Source organism: Myxococcus sp. CA033, from assembly GCF_013336625.1.
Lineage (GTDB): Bacteria > Myxococcota > Myxococcia > Myxococcales > Myxococcaceae > Myxococcus > Myxococcus llanfairpwllgwyngyllgogerychwyrndrobwllllantysiliogogogochensis.
On the sequence record NZ_JABUMU010000007.1, the window covers coordinates 228187 to 246773 of the forward strand.

Below are 18587 nucleotides of genomic sequence, written 5' to 3' on the forward strand. Positions count from 1 at the left end.
CTTTCACTCCTGAGGCGCGTCCGGTCCGACCAGCCTCACGGCTTCGGGACGAACTTTCAGCAGCGCCGCCACCATCCGGACAATGCCCGGGAATTCATCCAGCTCGAACCGGCCCGCCCACACCTTGCCCTGAGCCCCCGCCAGCAGGCCCCGGAAGGTGCGTCCCGCCACCCTCGCGGCGGCGAAGCGATACGGCCGGCCCTCCACCTGCAACTGCGCCAGCAGCTCCAGGCTGCTCCGGGGCGGAACCAACGACTCCGCGCCAAACTTCTCCACGATGTCTGAAAAACGCACCAGCCCCGCGCCCGCGGGCGAAGGCTGTGGACGGCTCGCCGGCTCACCCAGCAGCGCCGCCAGATACCCCGTCAGCGCGGCGCGCTCGCGGAACTCCGACAGCTCCAGCGTGTGCCCCGCCCCCCCGGAGACCTCACCCGCGTCCCGCTGGGCGCGGGCAATGCGGAAGTTGCCCAGCCGGTCCGCCGCGAGCAGGACGGAGAGGTCGCCCTCCACCACCTCGGTAGTCAGCTCCAGGGTGTCCTGGTCCACGCGCGGCACCAGCCCCAGCACCTGGAGCTCCGCCGAACGACGCTGGACATGGAAGATGTGCTCGTTGAAGGCGTCCGACAGCAGCGCTTCGATATCCGCCACGTCGCTGAGGGCGCCGACGAGGATGGGCGCGAGTCCCACCACCGCCGCCGGGGAGATGGGGATGAGCCGGTCCCCCATCACCTGGAAGGTCACCTCGGCGATGAACGCCTTGGTCACGGGATTGACGAGAGGAGACGACTCCAGGTCCAGCACCGCTTCGATGCCGGCCACATCCTCACGTACTTGAAGCCCGAGTCCCTCCAGCCGTGCCGTGTCCATCAAGCCCCTTTGAAGGTCTCTCTCGCGATGATGGTGCGTTGGATCTCGCTCGTTCCCTCTCCAATTTCACACAATTTGGCGTCGCGGAGGTAGCGCTCGACGGGGAATTCGCGGGTGTAGCCATAGCCTCCGTGGATCTGCACCGCCTTGGAGGCCGCGCGCATGGCGACCTCGGAGGCGAACAGCTTCGCCATGGAGGCTTCCTTGGAGTACGGCTGGCCCGCATCGGCCATTCGCGCCGCGCGGTGGACGAGCAGCCGCGCCGCGTCCGTCTCCGTCTTCATGTCCGCCATCATCCAGCGCAGGGCCTGGAACTCGGAGATGGGCTGGCCGAAGGCGGTGCGATCCTTGGAGTAGCGCACCGATTCCTCCAGCGCGCCCCGGGCCAGGCCCACCGCCAGCGCGCCGATGGTGATGCGGCCCTTGTCGAGAATCTTCATCGTGTCGATGAAGCCGTGGTCGACCTCGCCGACGCGGTTCTCGTCGGGGACCTCCACGTTCTCCAGCACCAGCTCCGCCGTGTCCGACGAGCGCATGCCCAGCTTGCCGTGGATGGCGCGCTGGCTGAACCCGGGCATCCCCTTCTCCAGGAGGAACGCGGTGACGCCCTTCTGGCGCTTTTCCGGGGAGGTCACCGCGAGCACGACGAAAACGTCGCCCACGGTGCCCTGGGTGATGAACATCTTGGTGCCGTTGAGCACCCAGTTCTTGCCCTGGCGCACCGCGGTCGTCTTCATGCCGGACGCGTCCGAGCCGGACCCGGGCTCCGTCAGGCCCCACGCACCCAGGGCCTCCGCGGAGGCGAGCTTGGGCAGGTACTTCGCGTGCTGCGTCTCGTTGCCGAAGACGCGCAGGTGGCTGGTGCCCAGGCCGTTGTGGCTGGCCACCGTGAGGGCGAGCGAGCCGTCGTAGCGGGCGATCTCCTCCACGGCCACGGCTACGGCGAGCGAGTCCATGTCCGCCCCGCCGTACTTCTCCGAGACGAGGATGCCCATGACGCCGAGCTGGCCCAGCTCCCGGACGACTTCCATCGGGAACTTCTCCTCCTTGTCCCACTGGCCGGCGAAGGGCTTCACCTGGCGCTCGCAGAAGTCGCGGAGGGAGGACTGGAGGGCGCGATGACTTTCGGGAAGTTCAAAGTCCATGGTCGGGAGGATCTATAGCAAAGGGTCCCGGAAGGCAGCGGGCCTTCCGGGTAGGGCAAGATTCTCTACTCAAACGGGATAGACGCCGTGCTTCTTTTCGGCACGAGGCGTCTGGCGCGAGGCGTACAGCCCGTAGCGCTGGGTCAGCTCGTGACGCAGGCGCTCACCGGGGACGATGTCATCGATGACCAGCTCGCTGGCCAGCTTGTAGATGTCCACGTCCGCCTTGTACTCGTCGCGCAGCTTCTGGACGTAGGCGGGGCGCTCGGCCTCGGGCAGCTCTTGAATCTTGTTGTAGTAGACGGCGTTGACGGCCGCCTCCGGGCCCATGACGGCGATCATCGCCCCGGGCAGGGCCAGGGTGGCCTCCGGCGCGAAGCCCGGGCCGCTCATGGCGTAGAGGCCGGCGCCGTACGCCTTGCGCACGACGAGGCAGATGCGGGGCACGCTGGCCTCGGACACCGCGGAGATCATCTTCGCGCCGGAGCGGATGATGCCCGCGCGCTCCACCTTGGTGCCAATCATGAAGCCCGGCACGTCCGCCATGTAGAGCAGCGGAATGTTGAAGGCGTCACACAGCCAGATGAACCGGGCCGCCTTGTCCGCGCTGTCCACGAAGAGCACGCCGCCCTTGTACTTGGGCTGGTTGGCGATGATGCCCACCGGACGACCGTCGATGCGGGCAAGGCCGGTGATGAGTTCCTGGGCGAAGAGCTTCTTCACCTCGAACCAGCTCCCCTCGTCGATGAGCTCGGTGATGAGGGCGTGCATGTCGAAGGGCTTGTTCTGGTCGACGGGGACGATCTCCTCGACCTTCTTCCCGCTGGCCTTGGGCGCCTTGGACTCCGCGCGCGGCGGCAGCTGGCTGCAGTTCTCCGGGAAGTAGCTCAGGTAGTTCTTCGCCGCGGCGATGGCCTCCTGCTCCGTCTTCACCAGCACGTCGCCACAGCCGGAGATGGAGCAGTGCATCTTCGCGCCGCCCATCTCCTCGAGCGTCACCTTCTCGCCAATCACCATCTCCGCCATGCGCGGGCTGCCCAGGTACATGGAGGCGTTGCCGTCCACCATGATGACCAGGTCGCAGAACGCGGGGATGTACGCGCCACCGGCGGCGGAAGGTCCGAAGAGCAGGCACACCTGGGGCACGTCCCCGGACAGGTGCACCTCGTTGTAGAAGATGCGTCCGGCGCCCCGGCGACCGGGGAACATCTCCACCTGATCGGTGATGCGGGCTCCCGCGGAGTCCACCAGGTAGAGCAGCGGGCAGCGCAGCGAGCGGGCGGTCTCCTGGATGCGGAGGATCTTCTCCACCGTGCGGGCACCCCAGCTGCCGGCCTTCACCGTGGAGTCGTTGGCCATGATGGCCACCGTGCGTCCGGCCACCTTGCCCAGGCCGATGACGACGCCATCCGAGGGCAGCTCCCCGTCCAGGTTGTTGGCGAGCTTCGCGTCCTCGACGAAGGAGCCTTCGTCGACCAGCAGGCGGATGCGCTCCCGCGCGAACAGCTTGCCGGCCTCCTGGTTCTTCGCGTGGTACTTCGGCGCGCCACCCTTCTCCACCTGGGCGATCTTCTCGAGCAGTTTCGTGTCTTGGGACATGGCCCGGGCGACATAGCAGAAAGGTCCACGGCTGGCTGCTCTCTCACCGAGGGCTCGACGCACCCTGTCGTCCAGCCGATGACGCGCCGAGCGAACCCCAGGGTCCGGGGGGTGGCGGCGCGGGCTCCCCTGCCTACCTTCAACGCTCGAAGGAGACGCTCCGCGGCGCGGCGCGTCCCCGACCAACACTGGCCCAGGAGGGATGCATGTTCGCGAAGAAGAAGGCGAAGTGGACGGCGAAGGGTTTGGCCAAGAGCGAGCTGTACCGCAAGTGGATGGCGCACAAGCTCCTCGACGAGCTTCCCCGCGTCGCCCGGAATCGCTGGGACGACTTCGAGCCGGATGATGCGCTGCGGCACGTGGGTCTGACGACCTACAAGCCGGGCCGCGCCGGGCTGGGCAGCCTGGGTCTGTTCCTCATCGGCGCGGTGGCGGGCGGCGTGGCGGCCCTGCTGCTCACCCCGAAGACGGGCGACGACCTGCGCAGCCAGGTGAAGGACAAGGCCATGGGCTACATGAACAAGCAGAACATCGGACTGGCGCCGGAGAAGAGCGCCAGCGCCTAGCGAGTGAGACTGCCTCGTCGCGCGGGCCACTCGTTCGCGAGGGTCCGACCCGACCAGGGTCACGAGGGCGGGGTCCGCGAGTCGCGGGCCGCCGCCCTTCGTGTGTTTCTCAGCGCCCCTTGAAGACGGGGGGACGCTTCTCCGCGAAGGCACGCAGGCCCTCGAGCCGGTCCTCCGTCTTGAGGACCTCTTCGTACTTGCGCAGCTCCAGCGCGAGCGCGTCGTCCAGCTCCAGGCCCGTGCCCTCGTCGATGGCGTGTTTGGCCGTGGCCACCGCGATGGGGGCGTTGTCCACCACCGACTCCGCGAGGCCGTGCGCGACCTCCAGGAGGTGCCCTTCGGGCGCGAGCCGGTTCACCAGCCCCACGGCGAAGGCCTCCGCCGCGTTGAGGCGCCGGGCGGTGAGGATGAGGTCCTTGGCGCGCCCCGGGCCCACCAGTCGCGCCAGCCGCTGCGTGCCGCCGCCTCCGGGGATGATTCCCAGCTTCACCTCGGTGAGCCCCAGCTCGGCCGCCGGGGCCGCCACGCGCAAATCACAGGCGAGCGCCAGCTCGGTGCCTCCACCGAAGGCCGCGCCGTTGATGGCGGCGATGAAGACGCAGTCGCTCTTTTCAATCGCGCGGAACGTCTTGCGCAGCCCGTCGAGGAACGCGCGCACCTCGTCCTCGGCCATGCCCGCGCGCTCCTTGAGGTCCGCGCCCGCGCAGAAGGCCTTGTCGCCCGCGCCGGTGATGACGACCGCGCGAACCTGGTGCCCCGAGGAAACCCGAGCGACGAGCGCGCCCAGCTCCTGGAGCATGGCGCGGCTGATGGCGTTGCGGCGGCCCTCGCCGTCGATGGTCCAGATCTCGATGGCACCGCGTGCGTCGACCTTGAATTCCGGCATATCCGCTCCCCTTCCAGGGCCCGCCCGGCGGGCCGCTCTGGGACGCGGCAGAGTGCGGCGGGAAGGCGGGTCTGGCAAGGCGGAAACGGTTAGCATCCCCTCATGCCTTCGCCGCGCACCGTGCTCCGACAGCTCGCCCCGTGGGCCTCCTGGTGGCCCTCGGCCCTCGCCCTGGTGGCCCTGGCCCTCGTTCCCCTGGACGCCCCGGCCCGGGGCGGTGGTGGCGAGCACTACACGCGTCCCTCCTCGGACCGCGACGGCGGTGGCGATGGGATTCCCATCTGGATCCTCTTCGAGGCGTTCCGGCTGGTGTTCCGCTACCCGAAGGTGATGATTCCGCTGCTGGTCATCTGCGGCGTCGGGTACTGGCTCTACAAGCGCAACCTCCACCCGACGGCCACCACGCGCAAGGCGTTGGACCAGTACGAGGCGGACCAGCGCACCCAGGTGACTTCGCGCGACGTGTCCGGCTGGGTCAACGCGCTCAAGCTGAAGGACCCCGCGTTCGAACTGGAGCCCGTGCTCGGCAAGGTGCGCAGGCTGTTCATGGACCTGCAGCAGGCCTGGTTCCGCCGCGACATGACGCCGGTGCGGCCCTTCCTTTCGGACGCGACGTGGCAGCGCTTCGGCGTGCAGCTCAAGCTGCTGGATGCGCAGGGCGTGCGCGATGCCATCACCGACATCGAGGTGCTCGACGTCCAGCTCATCGGCCTGGAGCAGAGCGAGTGGTTCGACAGCATCCAGGTCCGCGTCCAGGCGCGGATGCGGGACACGGATGTGTCCGCGAACGACACGGATGCGCAGGCCGTCGAGGCCGCGCGCAGGGCTCGGATGGAGACCTTCACGGAGGTGTGGACCTTCGTGCGCAAGCCGGGCGTGCAGACGCGCATCGGCGCGGACCTGTTCCAGGGCAAGTGCCCCAACTGCGGCGCCCCGTACAAGGGCGGTGCGGCCAACCGCTGCGAGTTCTGCAACGCGGTGGTGAACTCCGGCAACTACGACTGGACGCTCACGGAGATAACGCAGGGCGTGGAGCACTCGCGCTACCACCGGACGGTGGACGGGCTGATGCAGGCGCGGCAGGACGACCCTGCACTCAACCTGGAGGTCCTGGAGGATCGCGCGTCGCTGCTGTTCTGGAAGTGGATCGACGCACAGAGCCGGGGCGACACGAACGGCCTGTCCAAGGTGGCCACGCCGGATGCACTCGGGACGCTGAACTCCGAGCTGGACGGTTTGCGTCGCCAGGGCCGGCGGAGGGTGTTCCTGGAGTGCGCGGTGGGCTCGGTGGATGTGCGGCTGCTGGAGGTGGACCCGCGAGGGTATGACCGCGCGCACGTGGAGATCCGCTGGAGCGCGCGCATGGGTGTGGGCCCCGTCAACGAGCGTCCTCCGCAGATCCCCACCCTGCCCCAGCGCTTCGTCTTCACGCTGGTGCGCAAGCATGGCGCGCGGACGAACACCGCGAACGGCGTGTCCACGGACCGCTGCCCTCAGTGCAACGCGCCGCTCACCGACAGCGCCGCCACGGCGTGCGAGTTCTGCGGCACTCAGCTCGCCAATGGTGAGCGGGACTGGGTGCTCGCGTCCGCGCTGCCCTTCGAGGCGTGGAATGTCCGCGAGGGAGCGAGCAGCTACCGGGCGCCGCCTGCCCGCGCGCCGGTGGCTCGGCCGTCAAACGGTGCGCCCGCGGTGGCCTCGTCGGGGAACGGCACGGACGCGGTGCTGGATGTCCAGGAACGGCATCGGCTGCTCTACATGATGGCCGCCATCGCCGCCTCCGACGGCACCGTGACTCCCGCCGAACGCCGGCTTCTGAAGCTGTGCGCCGAACGCTGGGACGTCGAGTGGTCTCAGGTGGAGATGGCCCTCAACGCGGGGCCGCAGCTCTTCGAGCGACTGGTTGCCCGGGGCAGCCCCGAGGCGGAGGTCTTCCTGCGCAACATCGTCGAGATTGCCCTGGTGGATGGCCGCATCGACCGCAAGGAGCGCCGCATGCTGGAGTCCGCGGCGGGCCACCTGGGCCTCCAGGAGAAGCTGGCGTCGATGATCAGCGACCGTTGAAACGGCAGGGGGCGGGCCACCGAGCCCGCCCCTCCGGGAATCCGGCGAGACACACTCCGAGTATGATTACTGGGAGTGAAATCCAGCCCTGGGCCCGAGGGCTCAGGAGGGGCGGTGTGACTCGGGCTGATAGGCCTGGATGACCCGCTGCACCCGGTCGGTGACGGACTGGAGGGCAACGGTGGCTGAGGCGGCGGAATCCAAGCGGCCCAGGGTCTCCGTCATCATCGCGGACAGGTCATTCACGGCGCTGAAGAGCTGCGAGACGCCCGCCGCCTGCTGCCCCACCGCCGCTGAGATGCGGCGCACGCTGTCGGTGCTGTTCTCCATCATCGAGGTGAGGCCACGAAGGCTCTCGCCGGACTCGCGCACCACTTCCAGGTCCATCGACATCCGCTCGGAGCCCCGCTTGCTCGCGGTCATCACCGCCTGGATGGACTTCATCGTTTCGTCGAGGATGACGCGCACCTCGCCCGTGGCCTGCTGGGACTGGCGCGCCAGCCGACGCATCTCGGTGGCGACCACCGCGAACCCCCGGCCCGTCTCCCCCGAGCGCGCGGCCTCAATCGCGGCGTTGACGGCCACCATGTTGGACTGGTCCGCCAGGTCCTTCACCGTGGCGGCGATGTCGTTGAGCTTGCGGGCCCGCGCGCCCAGTTTCTCGAGCTGACCGGACAGCTCCGACGCCTGCGACCGGATGCCCTCCAGTCCCAGCATGCTCTTGCCAATCATCGCCTGGGCCGTGGTGCCCGCATCGCCCGCCTGGGTGGTGGACTCCATGATGACCTCCGCCTGCCGTGAGGTCTCCTCCGACGTGCGCTGAATCTCCGTCGCCGTCACCTGTGTCTCGGACAGCGCCTGCGCCTGCCGCGACAGCATCCGGCGCTGGTCCTCGGTGGTGATGGTCAGGGAGAGCATCGCCTCGGTCAGCTCCCGAGCGGAGTCCATCAGTGGCTCCACCACCCTCGCCTGGATTTCCCCCTGCGCCAGCTCCAGCCGGGCCTGACGCGACGCCAGCTCCCGCAAGTCCCTTCGCCCGCTCAGGCAGGTCAGGATGAGGAACACGTTCTCGAACACCACCCAGCCCGCGTGCTCCAGCGGACGCCACACGCTCACCAGGTCCGAGCCGAACACCGATTGCGGCCAGAACAGCCCGCGCGCAAGGTGGTCCACCACCACCACGCCCGAGTAGATGAGCAGCACGCGCACGTCCCGGTAGACGGCCAGGAAGGCCAGCGAGCCGAAGATGTGGAAGTGCGTCTCGATGCGGCCATCGGTGATGTGGATCAGCAGCCCTGACGTCAACGCTTGCGCCACCGCGATGGAGAAGCGCGTGGACACGCCCCCAGGACGCAGCAGGCTCAGTGACACCGGAAGGCTGGCCACCACGAGTCCGAGCACGCCCGCAGCCCAGACATGCGGGTGCACTTCACTCGAGGTCCCCGCCCACGTCCGTGGCGACAAGACGAGCGCGGTGAGGAGCGCCCCCAACCATTGAAGTCCCATCAGCACGGCGAACATCCGGTCCGTGCGGCGGTGGAGGGCAGATTGATGCGCGTCAAAGATGTCCGACGAGCGGTTCGCGAGGGCCGTCGCGTCGACCGTGTGGGTCATGAAGCAAGTCCAGGTGGGGGGTACAGGGTCGACTCCCACCCAGGCTAGCAGTGGTGCCCTCGTATCGGAACCACCGTCGAAATTTTACAGACTTGCCACCCCTCACGGAGGGAGTGGCCCACGGAGCCGCTCCAGGCGAAATCCGTGGGAATGGCTCAGGTCTGCGCGCGGCGAGAGGCCTTCTTCTCGCGCTCGCCCAGGGCGGCCTGGAGGTACTTGCCCGCCAGCTTCCGACCGATGAGCTCCTGGGCAATCTCCCCGGCCTCCACCAGCCGGTCCAGGTTGATGCCGGTGTCCACCCCCATGCCGTGGAACATGAAGACGGCGTCCTCGGTGGCCAGGTTGCCCGCGGCTCCGGGCGCATAGGGGCAGCCGCCCAGCCCGCCGATGCTCGCGTCGAACGTCGTCACGCCCGCGGACAGGCCCACCAGCGAGTTGGCCAGCGCGGTGCCTCGGGTGTCGTGGAGGTGCAGCGCCAGCTTCTCCACCGGAATGTGCTGGAGGAGCGCCTCCAGAATCTCTTCCGTCTGCCGGGGCGTGCCCACGCCAATCGTGTCGCCGAGGCTGAGCTGGTAGATGCCCGCGTCCACGAGGTAGCGGCAGATGTCCACCACGCGCTCCACCGGGACATGGCCCTCGTAGGGACAGCCCCACACGGTGGACAGGTAGCCGCGCACGCGCATTCCGGCCTGGAGCGCGGCGGACGTCACCTCGCGAGCGCCCGCCATCGCCTCGGCGATGCTCTTGTTGATGTTCTTCTTGGAGTGGGCCTCGGACGCGGAGATGAACACCGCCGCCTCCTGCAACCCCGCCTCCTTCGCGCGCTCCAGCCCCTTGAGGTTGGGCACCAGCGCGGAGAACACCACGCCCTCGCGGCGCCCCACCAGCCGCAGCAACTCCTCCGCGTCCGCGAGCTGGGGAATCCACTTGGGCGACACGAACGACGTCACCTCGATGCGCTTCTCGCCGGCCGTCACCAGGGCGTCGATGAGCCGCGCCTTGTCGCGCGTGGGCAGTGTGCGCAGCTCGTTCTGGAGTCCGTCCCGAGGGCCGACTTCGTACACGTCCACCCGCTTCGGCAGCTGGCTCAGCAGGGTTCCACGCGCTCGTGAATTCTCAGCCATCTCGCAGCACCGCTCCCACAATCAGGTCGGCCGACAGATGCGTCAGCGGCTCGCCATCGAGCCCGCCATGCACCCAGGAGATTGAAAACCCCGTGCTTTCCAACAGCCCGGCGAGATCCGCAAGGGGATAGTAACGAATGGCGTAGGACGCATGCAGGACGCGCCCGTCCACGAGGGTGAGCGTTCGTCGTCCCACGTCACGTCCCGTCGCCGCGTCGAAGTGACTCTCCTCATCCAGCACGCCACCACCGGGAAGCCCGCGCTGGAACGCGGCGTCGGGTGACGCGGCCAGTCGTTCATGTGGCACCGTCTGGAACACCAGCCGCCCTCCCCGTCTCATGGCGCGCGCCAGCTCACGGAGGATGTGTACGTGCTCCTCGTCCGTGAAGGCGAACAGCGTGGAATACCACGCGTACGCACCGGACAGGCTCCCCTCCCGAAAGGGCAAGGCCCTCAAGTCTCCGCGCACCACCGGGAAGCCCGGGCGTCGCATCGACAGCGAGAGCGCGTCCTTCTCCAGGCCGATGACGCGACCGGCCAAGGGCCCCGAGGCCTGGAGCCGCGCGGCATGGCGGCCATGCCCGCAGCCCAGGTCCACCACGGGCCCCGGGCCGGGGAGGTCGGCGAATGCGCGCGCGAGGTAGTCCACCTCCCTCGCCGTAACGGACTCGGAGAGGAACGGCAGCGTGCTGCGCAGGTACAGCTCGCCGAAGAAGTCCACGCGCGCCCGTGGCGGCCGGGAAGTGCCGGGCCGCCCTCCTGCGAGGGGATGTAGCAACCGCGTGCGGGGCTCGCAACGCGCGCGCGGGCACGGCGCCGTCAGCGTCGAGTCGACAGCTTCGCGCGCAGTCGGAGCACGGCCTCATCCAGCACCGCGTCCGTCTTGCAGAACGCGAAGCGGGCGAGCCCGTGCCCCAGGTGCCGATGTTCGGGCCCGTAGAAGACACTCGGGGGAATGGCCGCCACGCCGACCTCCGACACCAGGTGCCGGCAGAAGGCCACGTCGTCCGGGAAGCCGAAGCCCCGGATGTCCGCGAGGATGAAGTAGCTGCCGTCCGGGGTGTACGCCGGCAGTCCCGCCGCGCGCAGCCCGGCGAGCAGCCGCTCCCGTCTCGACAGGTAGGTCGCCGCCAGCTCCGCGAAGTACGCATCCGGCAACCGGAGCGCCGCCGCCATGGCCGCCTGGAAGGGAGACGCCGTCGCGAAGGTGACGAACTGGTGCGCGCGCTGAATCGCATCTCGCAGCGGGGGCGGCGCGATGACCCAGCCCACCTTCCAGCCCGTGAGGCTGAACGTCTTGCCGCCGCTGCTCACCGTCACCGTCCGCTCCGCGAGCGACGGCACCGTGGCCGGGCGCACGTGGCGGGCGGGCGCGAAGGTGATGTGCTCGTAGACTTCGTCGGACAGCACCTTCACGTCATGCTCGGCGCACAGCGCGCCGATGCGCTCCAGCTCCTCGCGAGTGAAGACCTTGCCCGTGGGGTTGTGGGGCGTGTTGAGGATGAGCAGCCGCGTGCGCGGACCGAAGGCCGCGCGCAGTTCGTCCCAGTCGAACCACCACTGCGCATGCACCGCATCCGGTGGACGCAAGGGCACCCAGCGCGCGGTGGCGCCGACGAAGGTGATGTTGGCGTCGTACGAGTCGTAGAACGGCTCGAAGGCCACCACCTCGTCGCCCGGGTCCACGAGTCCCAGCAACACATCGAGGATGGCCTCGGTGGCGCCGCTGGTCACCGTCACCATGGTGTCCGGGTCCACCGTCTGCCCGTAGAAGCGCGCGGCGTGTTCGGCGATGGCGACCCGCAAGTCCCGGGCGCCCGAGCTCATGGCGTACTGGTTGACGCCCTCGCGGATGGCCCGCTGAGCGGCCTCCTTCACGACGTCAGGCCCGTCGAAGTCGGGGAACCCCTGCCCCAGATTCACGGCGCCATGCTTCTGCGCCAGGGCGCTGAACTCCGAGAAGACGGTGGTGCCGAACCGGGACACGCGCTGCGACAACACGGGCCTGGACATGGGGGCTCCTGGCGGCCGGCGTCAGTCGCCGGACCGGGCTCAGGGGCGCAAGATAGCGTCCACGGGGACGGAACGCGCGGCTCTCTCGCTCTCGCGCTGGCGGGCCGCTCGGGACAGGGCCGCGGACATGCCCACCACCACCATCACCAGCGGCACCGCGCACAAAAGGTCCGTGGCGTAGTGGAAGCGCCCGGCCAGCGTCGCGACGATGAGCCCCAGGCCCGGCAGCAACATCACCCAGAACAGCTTCCGGGAGAACCGCCACGAGTAGAACAGCACCACCAGCGTGGTGCCGGTGTGGCCCGACGGGAAGCAGTCCCGACCGAAGAGGGGCCTGCGCATGATGGAGTCCAGCATCGGCGTCCACGTGCCCTGCAGCGGCCCGCTGAACGCGTCGACCAGGAAGTAGCGCGGCCCCACGGCGGGCACCAGCGAGTAGGCCGAGTAGTTGAGGATGAACAGCAGGCCCAGTCCCAGCAGGTACTCGTCGAACTCCGCCGAGGCGCCCCGCGCCCGGTAGTACAGCCCGATGCCCAGCACCAACGGCCAGACGAAGTGGCCGTAGTAGCAGACCATCAGCACGTCGTTGAGCCACGGCGGCACGACGTGCGCGAGCACCACCGCCGCCTGGAACCCGAAGATGCGCTGGTCCGCCGCCACGAGCTGCGCGTCGCGCAGGAACGGGTTGAGCGTGTCCACCACCGGCGACAGCCACGAGTGCGTCAGCACCGCCACGGGCAGCAACCAGAAGTCGGCGATGACCGTCAACCAGCGCTGGCGAGGGAACCAGGACTCCAACGTCCGCAGCACCAGCGGACCGGCGGCCATGGAGGCGAACAGCCCCGCGTTGGGGATGGCCTGCGGCGCCCAGCGTCCCGGCCCGAGCAGGACAAAGGCCCCGAGCGAGCACGCGATGACGATGATGAGGTCCACCGCCCCCAGCCGGACCTGCGCATCACGAGGGCCATTCATGGGGACGGAGCCACGAAAGCTCTGGAAGGTCACGAGACTCACGCCGATTTCCGCTCCCCCGATGGCGCGGTGTCCTGACCGGCCATGTCGAGCTCCAGGCTCCGGACGACAGCACCCTCCCGGGCGACCGAGCCCTGCCTCTCCTTCCAGCGCTCCAGGAGGGCGAGCAGCGCGGGGAAGAAGACCGTGGTCCCCAAGAAGGTGCACACGACCCCAAGTAGCGCAATCTGTCCGATGCTGCGCAATCCCTGGTGGTTGGCCACGAGCAGCGCGCCGTAGCCCGCCGCGTTCGACAGCGTGGCCACCACGGCCGCCAGCCCCGTGTGCCGCACCACCTTGCCGAGCGAGCCGGGGCCCTCCTCCTCGTACCGGTGATACAGGTGGATGGAGTTGTCCACGGCGATGGCCAGGAGATTCGGCAGCACCACGGCGTTGATGAAGTTGAGCTGCACGTCGAACAGGTACATGCCGCCCGCCAGGCACGTCATGCCCAGGAACAGCGGCCCCGTCACCAGCAGCGCGCGCTTCAGGCTGCGCAGACTCAGCAGGATGACGACGAACACCACCGCCGCCGCGGAGCAGAGGATGAGCAGTCCGTCTCCGCGCACCAGCGCGAAGATGCGCGCGGCGATGCGGTTGCTGTCCAGGACGGACATCTCCACACCCCGCGCCGTCGCCGTCTCCACCACCTGGTCGATCTGCGCGGCCCAGCGCTTCAGGTCGTCGGTGTCGTAGTTGGACACGGAGGGGAACAGCAGCAGGAAGGTGCCCTGGCCGTCGGTGGCCAGGAAGCGACGGCGCACCTCCACGGGCAGCGAGTCCAGGCCGTAGGGCTTCGCTTCCACCATCTGCTCGAAGTCCTTCAGCCGCGGATCCTCGTGCGCCGCCTCGGGCAGCCCCTGCAGCAGCGCCCGGATGCCGGCGATCTCCTTCTCCCGTCGCTCCAGGTCTCCCGGCACCAGGTCGTTCAAGGAGGTGGTGCGCAGGAACACGGAGTCGGCGCCGTTGCGCTGCTTCACCTCCGCGATGACCTGCTCCACCTTCGCCACCTGGGCCAGGTCGTCGACCAGGAAGATGGCCGGGTTGAGCGGCTGTCCCAACTGCTCGGTGACATGGTCATCCAGCCGCGAGGCCGGCGAGTCACCCTTCAGCTTGCGCATGTCCGTCTCGAACCCCAGGCGCGGGGCGATGGAGACGGAGAACGCGGCGAAGCCCACCACCAAGAGAGCTAACAGCGCGATGACGGGCGTGGGCCAGCGCTTCCACTCCCGCGCCGGAGCCGGGGTCGCCGACGACGTGGCGGTCTCCGCCGACGCGGGCGCGCCGTCCTTGCGCGCGGGGCGCAGCCGCTCCGCGATGGCGAGCAGTGACGGTCCCAGCGCATACGCCGCGATGACGGCGAGCAGCACGCCCAGGCCCGCCAGGAAGCCGAACTGGTTGAAGGCGTGGAACTGGGCCAGGAGCAGGACGAAGAAGGCCGCCGCGTTCGTCACCGCCGAGGTGAGCGCGCCGCTGAACGTGCCGCGCACCGCCATGGCCAGCGCGTCGCGCGACGAGCGCGTCCGCCGCTCCTCCCAGTAGCGCATGCACAGGTGCACGCCGTACTCGATGCCCAGGCCGATGAGGATGGCGACCAGGAAGCCCGTCACCACATTGAGGTGGCCGATGGCGAGCTGCGCCACACCGAACGTCACCAGCAGCCCCACGACGACGGGCACGCCGACGACGGCCAGCGCCGCGATGCGTCGCGTGGCCAGCAGGATGAGCCCCACCGCGATGAGCGCGGACAGCATGCCGGCGCGCGACAGGTCGCCCCGCATCACCGCGTCTTCCTCGATGCGGTTCTGGAAGTTGCCCGTGGCCTCCAGCTTCACGGCGGGAAAGCGCTCCGAGGCCAGCATCCGGCCCGTGCCCATGGCCAGCTCCACGAAGCGGCGCGCGAAGGAGAGGTCTCCCGCCGTCCCCATGGGCTTGAGCATGAGGTACACCTCGGTGCCGTCCGCGTTGGCCAGGTACTCGTGCACCGGCGCGTTGGGCGAGTGCTTGCGGGCAATCTCCTCGAACGTGGGCGGAGGAGGTGTGGCTCCCAGGTCGATGTAGAAGGGATTGGCCTGCTGCCGCTCGTAGCGCACCCGCGCCGCCAGCTCCGTGCGCAGCTCCACCAGCTTCTCCGCCGGCAGCAGCAACAGCCCGTGACGACGGAAGAACTCCACGTCGTAGCTGTGCTCGACGTAGCGGACCTCCGGCAGGGCCTCCAGCCGCGATTTCAGCTCGCTCGCGTAAGCCTTCAGCCGCTCCGGCGTGTCCCCCTTCGCGACGATGACCAGGTACCCATCCCCGCCGGCCTTCTGCGACACGCGTGTCAGGTCCTGGACTTCACGGGCTCCCTGGGGAAGCAGTTCCACGAATGAACCACGAAACTCCAACCGCGACGCCAGTGCCATACCGCCCGCGGCGAGCAATGCGCAGATCAGCAGCACGTACCAGGGCCGGGAGACCGCCGTCTGGATGAACCCCTCGAACCACCGTTCCCGCAGAGACCTGGCCACCGTCCACTCCTCGATGAACGCCGGGCATAGCAAATTCCCGGCCATTCGTAGCCCCCCCAAACAACGGGCGGCTGGAAAGCCTTCCGCCGGTCATTCAGGTGCCGCCGGACGTGCAGCCGAGTACACACGGTACTTTCCAGTATCCACTGGAAGACGGTGCGATGCGGCGGGGTGCCACCAAAGAGCCAGTGCTGTCAAGGCACGGGCGTCAAAGGGCCTCTCGCATGGGACTCAAGCGACAGTCCGCGCCTTGACACTGCCTCTCGGCCTCTTTATTCACCGCCCCGCGTCCCCCGAGGGAGGTCGACGGACGCAAGGTTGCCCCCGGCTCGGGAACGAGCCCTGCATGGTGAGTGGCGACCGGAGCGATGCATCCGCCTGACAGGCGACAAACCCTCCCCCGACGCAGACATACAGAAAGACCACAGAACACCATGAGCGACGTCTTCGACAAGTGCAGCAATTGGAAGGACTACCGCATCGCGAAGGCCACCGGCCTCTACCCTTACTTCCGCGTCATCGAGGCGTCGCACGGCGCCACGGAAGTGGAGATCGAGGGCAAGCGGGTGATCATGGTTGGTTCCAACAACTACCTCGGCCTGTCGGCGGATCCGCGCGTGAAGGAAGCGGCGATCAAGGCGACGGAGAAGTTCGGGACGACGTGCTCGGGCTCGCGGTTGTTGAACGGCACGCTGGCGCTGCATGAGGAGTTGGAGGGACGGCTGGCCAAGTTCCTCAACCGCGAGTCGGCGCTGGTCATCTCCACCGGCTTCCAGACGAACCTGGCGCTGGCGTCGATTCTCGGCCGCCACGACATCGTCTTCAGCGACCGGCAGAACCACGCGTCGCTGGTGGACGGCATCCGCCTGTCCTTCGCCACCGAGCGCAAGTTCCGCCACAACGACATGGACCACCTGGAGCAGCTCTTGTCCCAGGCGGATCCGAACGCGGGGAAGATCATCATCACCGACGGCGTCTTCTCCATGGAGGGAGACGTCTGCAACCTGCCGCGCATCGTGGAGCTGGCGAAGCAGTACAACGCCCGGGTGATGACGGATGACGCGCACGCCATGGGCGTGCTGGGTGAGAAGGGCCGGGGCACCTCGGAGTACTTCGGCCTGGAGAAGGAGACGGACCTCGTCATGGGGACGTTCTCCAAGAGCTTCGCGTCGCTGGGCGGAGTGCTGTCCGGTCCGTTCGACGTCATCAACTACATCCGCCACAAGTCCCGCTCGGTCATCTTCTCCGCGTCCATGACGCCGGCGTCCATCGCCTCGGCGCTCAAGGCGCTGGAGATCATCGAGGCGGAGCCGCAGCGCCGCGCCCGCCTGCTGGACATCGCGGAGAAGATGCACAACGGCTTCCGCGCCATGGGCTTCGACACCGGCGTGTCGGTGTCGCCCGTGGTTCCGGTGCACATCGGCGACCAGGTGAAGTGCTTCCGCTTCTGGCGCGCGCTGCATGAGGCGGGCGTCTTCGCCAACCCGGTGATTCCGCCGGCGGTGGAGGCGGGCCACGCGCTCATCCGCACGTCGTACATGGCCACGCACACCGACGCGCAGTTGGACCGGGTGCTGGACACCTTCGAGACCATCGGCCGCAAGCTGGGCGTGATTCCGGAGACGCGCCCCACGGTGTACGAGCCGGTGCAGATCGCCCGCCCGGGCACGTCCGTGCGCTCCAACAAGGCGAGCGAGAAGTGGGCGGCGGGCTCCGCCGGTCTGCTCGCGGACAAGGGCGGCATCACCCTGGAGCAGTTGCAGCGCATGTCGTCGCGCGAGGTGGCCGGGAAGATCTTCGACGCGGTGGAGCAGCTCACCTGGCGCGCGGCCAACCTCCAGCCGGAGGACCTGCGTCAGTTGCGCTCCGCGCCCATGAAGCTGTGGGAGAAGCGCGGCACGCTGCCCGGCCTCCTCCTGGAGAAGGGCGCGCACTTCTTCATGCGCAACGGCACCGACGGCAACCCCGCCGAGAGGACCTGATCCCCCATGGCCCTGCCCGCCGAGCCACCCGCGACACAGCCCGCCCTTCCTCCCCTCCCCTTCGACGTCTTGGTGACGCCCGTGCGGGGCGCCGCGGCGCAGATGACGTTCATCCGCTTCCCTGCCTCGCTGTACGCGGGAGATCCCAACTGGGTCCCCCCGCTGGAGATGGAGCGCAAGGACTTCCTGGACCCGAAGAAGAACCCCTTCTTCGAGTATGGCGAGGTGGAGCTGTTCCTCGCCCGGAGGGGCCAGGAGGTGGTGGGCCGCATCGCCGCCATCCGCAACCCACGTCACCAGGAGATTCACGGGACCAAGGAGGGCTTCTTCGGCCTCTTCGAGTGCGTGAATGACGCGGGCGTCGCGCGACTGCTGCTCGACGCGGCGGGGGCGTGGCTGAAGCAGCGCGGGCTGGACGCCATGCTCGGGCCTGCCAACTTCTCGTCCAACCAGGACTGGGGCCTGCTCATCGAGGGGCACGACTCGCCGCCGGCCGTGATGATGCCGTACAACCCGCCCTACTACGCGTCGCTCATCGAGGCGTGCGGGCTGGTGAAGGCCAAGGACCTGTTCGCCTACGAGCTGTCCTCGTCCGCGGAGCCGCCGGAGAAGGTGGTGCGCATCGCGGAGAAGATGCGCCAGCGCGAGGGCATCACCGTGCGCGCGGTGAACCTCAAGGACTTCGCCAACGAGGTCGAGCGCATCCGCGACATCTACAACTCGGCCTGGGAGAAGAACTGGGGCTTCGTGCCCTTCACGGACCGGGAGTTCGACCACCTGGCCAAGGACATGAAGACCATCGTCCGGCCGGAGCTGGTGCTCATCGCCGAGGTGAAGGGTGAGCCTGTCGCCTTCTCCATGACGTTGCCGGACGCCAACCACGCGCTCAAGGCCGCCAACGGGCGCCTGACGACGTTCGGCCTGCCCATCGGCCTGGTGAAGCTGGCGCTCGCCTCGCGAAGCATCCGCCGCCTGCGCCTCATCACCCTCGGAATCAAGGAGGGCTACCGGCGCCGAGGGCTGGACGCCATCCTGTACCTGGACACGCTGCGCACCGCGCACCGCCTCGGGTACTCCGGTGGAGAGATCTCCTGGACGCTCGAGGACAACCACCTCGTCAACCGCGCCATCGAGTCGATGGGTGGCCAGCGCTCCAAGGCGTACCGCATCTACCAGCGCCCGCTGTAATCCTCCTGGAGTCTCCTC

14 protein-coding genes are annotated in these 18587 nt (G+C 68.6%); 4 read left to right on the forward strand and 10 right to left on the reverse strand.

Annotated features, from left to right (window positions below; genetic code table 11):
- Positions 1-3: 3 nt before the first annotated feature.
- The 3 genes from HUA78_RS20125 to HUA78_RS20135 all read right to left on the reverse strand — a co-directional run bounded on the left by HUA78_RS20125 (position 4) and on the right by HUA78_RS20135 (position 3611).
- Positions 4-867 carry a hypothetical protein gene (locus tag HUA78_RS20125; RefSeq protein WP_174455499.1) on the reverse strand — a complete coding sequence of 288 codons (864 nt, stop codon included), beginning with the start codon at positions 865-867 and terminating at the stop codon, positions 4-6.
- Positions 867-2012: an acyl-CoA dehydrogenase family protein gene (locus tag HUA78_RS20130; protein WP_141645880.1), complete on the reverse strand. Its 1146-nt coding sequence runs from the start codon at positions 2010-2012 to the stop codon at positions 867-869. Before HUA78_RS20130 ends, HUA78_RS20125 begins: the two co-directional genes overlap by 1 nt.
- A 69-nt stretch (positions 2013-2081) precedes the next feature.
- Complete coding sequence (locus tag HUA78_RS20135; protein WP_174476940.1) at positions 2082-3611, reverse strand: acyl-CoA carboxylase subunit beta; 1530 nt, start codon at positions 3609-3611, stop codon at positions 2082-2084.
- Between the two features lie 206 nt (positions 3612-3817).
- Here HUA78_RS20135 and HUA78_RS20140 point away from each other — a divergent pair, with 206 nt between their 5' ends.
- The gene (locus HUA78_RS20140; RefSeq protein ID WP_141645878.1) at positions 3818-4177 is read left to right on the forward strand and encodes a YtxH domain-containing protein; all 360 of its coding nucleotides are present in this window, start codon (positions 3818-3820) and stop codon (positions 4175-4177) included.
- Positions 4178-4286: 109 nt separating this feature from the next.
- Here HUA78_RS20140 and HUA78_RS20145 read toward each other — a convergent pair whose 3' ends face one another.
- Positions 4287-5063, reverse strand: coding sequence for an enoyl-CoA hydratase-related protein (locus tag HUA78_RS20145; RefSeq protein WP_141645877.1), 777 nt, complete (start codon positions 5061-5063; stop codon positions 4287-4289).
- 102 nt (positions 5064-5165) lie between these two features.
- On the opposite strand from HUA78_RS20145, the gene HUA78_RS20150 reads away from it, so the two are divergent.
- Positions 5166-7127, forward strand: a complete 1962-nt coding sequence (locus tag HUA78_RS20150; RefSeq protein ID WP_174476941.1) for a TIM44-like domain-containing protein — start codon at positions 5166-5168, stop codon at positions 7125-7127.
- A 102-nt stretch (positions 7128-7229) separates the two neighbouring features.
- Here the strand turns inward: HUA78_RS20150 and HUA78_RS47535 are convergent, their stop codons facing one another.
- The 6 genes from HUA78_RS47535 to HUA78_RS20180 form a co-directional block, all read right to left on the reverse strand.
- Entirely contained in the window at positions 7230-8741 is a 1512-nt protein-coding gene (locus tag HUA78_RS47535) for a methyl-accepting chemotaxis protein (RefSeq protein WP_174476942.1), read from the reverse strand.
- Between the two features lie 155 nt (positions 8742-8896).
- Complete coding sequence (locus HUA78_RS20160) at positions 8897-9865, reverse strand: hydroxymethylglutaryl-CoA lyase (protein ID WP_141645874.1); 969 nt, start codon at positions 9863-9865, stop codon at positions 8897-8899.
- Positions 9858-10586, reverse strand: a complete 729-nt coding sequence (locus tag HUA78_RS20165) for a class I SAM-dependent methyltransferase (protein WP_141645873.1) — start codon at positions 10584-10586, stop codon at positions 9858-9860. The genes HUA78_RS20160 and HUA78_RS20165 overlap by 8 nt, the downstream gene beginning before the upstream one ends.
- A 98-nt stretch (positions 10587-10684) precedes the next feature.
- On the reverse strand, positions 10685-11878 hold the full coding sequence (locus HUA78_RS20170; RefSeq protein WP_174476943.1) for an aminotransferase class I/II-fold pyridoxal phosphate-dependent enzyme: 1194 nt from the start codon (positions 11876-11878) through the stop codon (positions 10685-10687).
- Between the two features lie 39 nt (positions 11879-11917).
- A complete protein-coding gene (locus tag HUA78_RS20175) occupies positions 11918-12850 on the reverse strand; it encodes a phosphatase PAP2 family protein (RefSeq protein ID WP_141645871.1) in 933 nt (310 codons plus the stop codon).
- Between the two features lie 38 nt (positions 12851-12888).
- On the reverse strand, positions 12889-15399 hold the full coding sequence (locus tag HUA78_RS20180) for an MMPL family transporter (protein WP_174476944.1): 2511 nt from the start codon (positions 15397-15399) through the stop codon (positions 12889-12891).
- Positions 15400-15833: 434 nt separating this feature from the next.
- On the opposite strand from HUA78_RS20180, the gene HUA78_RS20185 reads away from it, so the two are divergent.
- Positions 15834-17381, forward strand: coding sequence for an aminotransferase class I/II-fold pyridoxal phosphate-dependent enzyme (locus HUA78_RS20185; RefSeq protein ID WP_141645869.1), 1548 nt, complete (start codon positions 15834-15836; stop codon positions 17379-17381).
- A gap of 6 nt (positions 17382-17387) precedes the next feature.
- Positions 17388-18569: an N-acetyltransferase gene (locus HUA78_RS20190; protein WP_141645868.1), complete on the forward strand. Its 1182-nt coding sequence runs from the start codon at positions 17388-17390 to the stop codon at positions 18567-18569.
- The last annotated feature ends 18 nt before the right edge of the window (positions 18570-18587 follow it).

Excerpts from the sequence above, each read along its gene's own strand:
- HUA78_RS20160 (WP_141645874.1), bottom strand. The coding sequence starts at position 9,865 with ATGGCTGAGAATTCACGAGCGCGTGGAACCCTGCTGAGCCAGCTGCCG.
- HUA78_RS20190 (WP_141645868.1), top strand. The coding sequence starts at position 17,388 with ATGGCCCTGCCCGCCGAGCCACCCGCGACACAGCCCGCCCTTCCTCCC.
- HUA78_RS20145 (WP_141645877.1), bottom strand. The coding sequence starts at position 5,063 with ATGCCGGAATTCAAGGTCGACGCACGCGGTGCCATCGAGATCTGGACC.
- HUA78_RS20125 (WP_174455499.1), bottom strand. The coding sequence starts at position 867 with ATGGACACGGCACGGCTGGAGGGACTCGGGCTTCAAGTACGTGAGGAT.
- HUA78_RS47535 (WP_174476942.1), bottom strand. The coding sequence starts at position 8,741 with ATGACCCACACGGTCGACGCGACGGCCCTCGCGAACCGCTCGTCGGAC.
- HUA78_RS20140 (WP_141645878.1), top strand. The coding sequence starts at position 3,818 with ATGTTCGCGAAGAAGAAGGCGAAGTGGACGGCGAAGGGTTTGGCCAAG.
- HUA78_RS20170 (WP_174476943.1), bottom strand. The coding sequence starts at position 11,878 with ATGTCCAGGCCCGTGTTGTCGCAGCGCGTGTCCCGGTTCGGCACCACC.
- HUA78_RS20175 (WP_141645871.1), bottom strand. The coding sequence starts at position 12,850 with ATGAATGGCCCTCGTGATGCGCAGGTCCGGCTGGGGGCGGTGGACCTC.
- HUA78_RS20185 (WP_141645869.1), top strand. The coding sequence starts at position 15,834 with ATGAGCGACGTCTTCGACAAGTGCAGCAATTGGAAGGACTACCGCATC.
- HUA78_RS20130 (WP_141645880.1), bottom strand. The coding sequence starts at position 2,012 with ATGGACTTTGAACTTCCCGAAAGTCATCGCGCCCTCCAGTCCTCCCTC.
- HUA78_RS20150 (WP_174476941.1), top strand. The coding sequence starts at position 5,166 with ATGCCTTCGCCGCGCACCGTGCTCCGACAGCTCGCCCCGTGGGCCTCC.
- HUA78_RS20135 (WP_174476940.1), bottom strand. The coding sequence starts at position 3,611 with ATGTCCCAAGACACGAAACTGCTCGAGAAGATCGCCCAGGTGGAGAAG.